At 67.6% G+C, this 1,604-nt stretch carries 1 protein-coding gene and 1 pseudogene; both read right to left on the reverse strand.

What is annotated here, in order from left to right:
• Positions 1 to 281 precede the first annotated feature (281 nt).
• Complete coding sequence (locus ENSA5_RS38110; protein WP_181198060.1) at positions 282 to 944, reverse strand: hypothetical protein; 663 nt, start codon at positions 942 to 944, stop codon at positions 282 to 284.
• Positions 945 to 1,072: 128 nt separating this feature from the next.
• A pseudogene (locus tag ENSA5_RS38115) lies at positions 1,073 to 1,604 on the reverse strand (hypothetical protein); the annotation flags it as partial.

A 1,604-nucleotide genomic window follows, 5' to 3' on the forward strand; every position in this document is an offset into this window, starting at 1 on the left:
CCGCCATACCGCACATCTCGGCCGACATCCCACCCCCGCAAGGACTGTAGCAATCCGATTCTTCCGGCTTAACCGCCACGCACCCGTAATCCGCAGGTTCCTCCTCAGAGCAAGAAACATTCCGGCAAAACGGCCGACTCCCATCCGGATAGATCTCCGCACAGCTCGCGTCGCCGTCGGCGTACCAGCAGTACTCTTCGTTCGGCACCCACTGCGCGCAAGCGAGCAAGAGCGCGGGCACCACCGCGACCATCAAGCTCATCCTCGACAAAGCATCCATCTCAAAACCTCCCACTCAGGCGCAGCCCCGCGCCCGTTGCTGAAAAACTCGGCGTCACATCCACCCGCTTGTCACGCTCCCCACGGCGTCGAGCGAGCACCACCAGATCCAGGACCAGGGCGGTCGCCCCGAGCAGCGTGGCCGCCGTCCCAACCGCCAGCAGCGCGGTTCCAGGCCCCCGTACGTCGACATAGTCAACGTTCGTCGGGTCCCCGAGCGGCGTCGTCCCCATGAGCACCCCGCCGGCGACGATCGTCAAGACCCCCCCACCGACCGTCGCCGCACCGGTGATGCCGAGGGGCCCCAACTCGTTCTCCTCCGAGCCGGCCCGCTCCGGCTCCTTCGCCTCGACCACAGGCTCCGGCACCACACGCACCGCCTCGAGCCGCCGAGCCGCCGCGGGGAGCAACGCGACGGTCTGCTGGACGACCCCCGCCTCGGAGCACGGCCGGCACTTCAGTTCATGGATCAGCGCCTCTCGCTCACCGTCGAGCACGAGGTCGAGGCCGATCGTGTACTCCCTCAGATCGACGTTGGTCATGTCGATCCGAGCCTCGAGGATCCCGTCGCCGTGCTGGCTGACGACGCGAATGCCCTCCAGGCGGAGCCCGGCAATGATCTTGTCCTCGAGCTGCTGCTGGACCCGGGCCTGGGCCTCGGGCATGAGCCGAGATGTGTCGACCGTCAGCTCGACTTCAAACACACCATCCGGCTCGGGTGGCGCGGCCGCGAGCACACTGCCGCCCCCCGCTGCGACCGCCACGAAGACAAGCGCAGCGCACACTCGCCGGGTCAGCCCGGATATGAACATACCTTTACCCATTTCTTGATCTCCTCGTGGTCCTTGCCTTCGCCAAGCCTCCTGCATTCGGTCAACCGGCCAAGCTCGAACATCGCGTTCATGCGCAGGACCCTGGCCTCCCATGAGGCCTTCCAGCACGAGCTCTCTCGAGTGAGGCTCTCGAGTTTTCTCCACTTCCCATGTTTGAGCGCCGCGTTCGCCTTGGCGCGCGTGGTCTTGCAAAACTGGGTCGCATGCGCGGGCCGAATTTTCACCTCCGCGGGTCCGATCTCGACGACACCAGGCGATGGCGGGGTCGGCGTGGGGTCGACCCAGGCGTCGCCATCCACCCCCTCGGCCACGTCCTCGACCAGCGGCTCGACCGCCCCCTCGGCCGCCTCTTTGGCCACGTCCTCGGCCACGTCCTCGGGCAGCGGCTCGACCGGGGGCGCGACGATCACCCTCACTGGCTCCGGCTGCGCCACCACTGCCGCAGCCTCCTCGGCCCGCGCCCACCACCACGCCCCCGGTCGAGCCGCTGCC

The sequence above is a fragment of the Enhygromyxa salina genome, assembly GCF_002994615.1.
Classification (GTDB): domain Bacteria; phylum Myxococcota_A; class Polyangia; order Nannocystales; family Nannocystaceae; genus Plesiocystis; species Plesiocystis salina_A.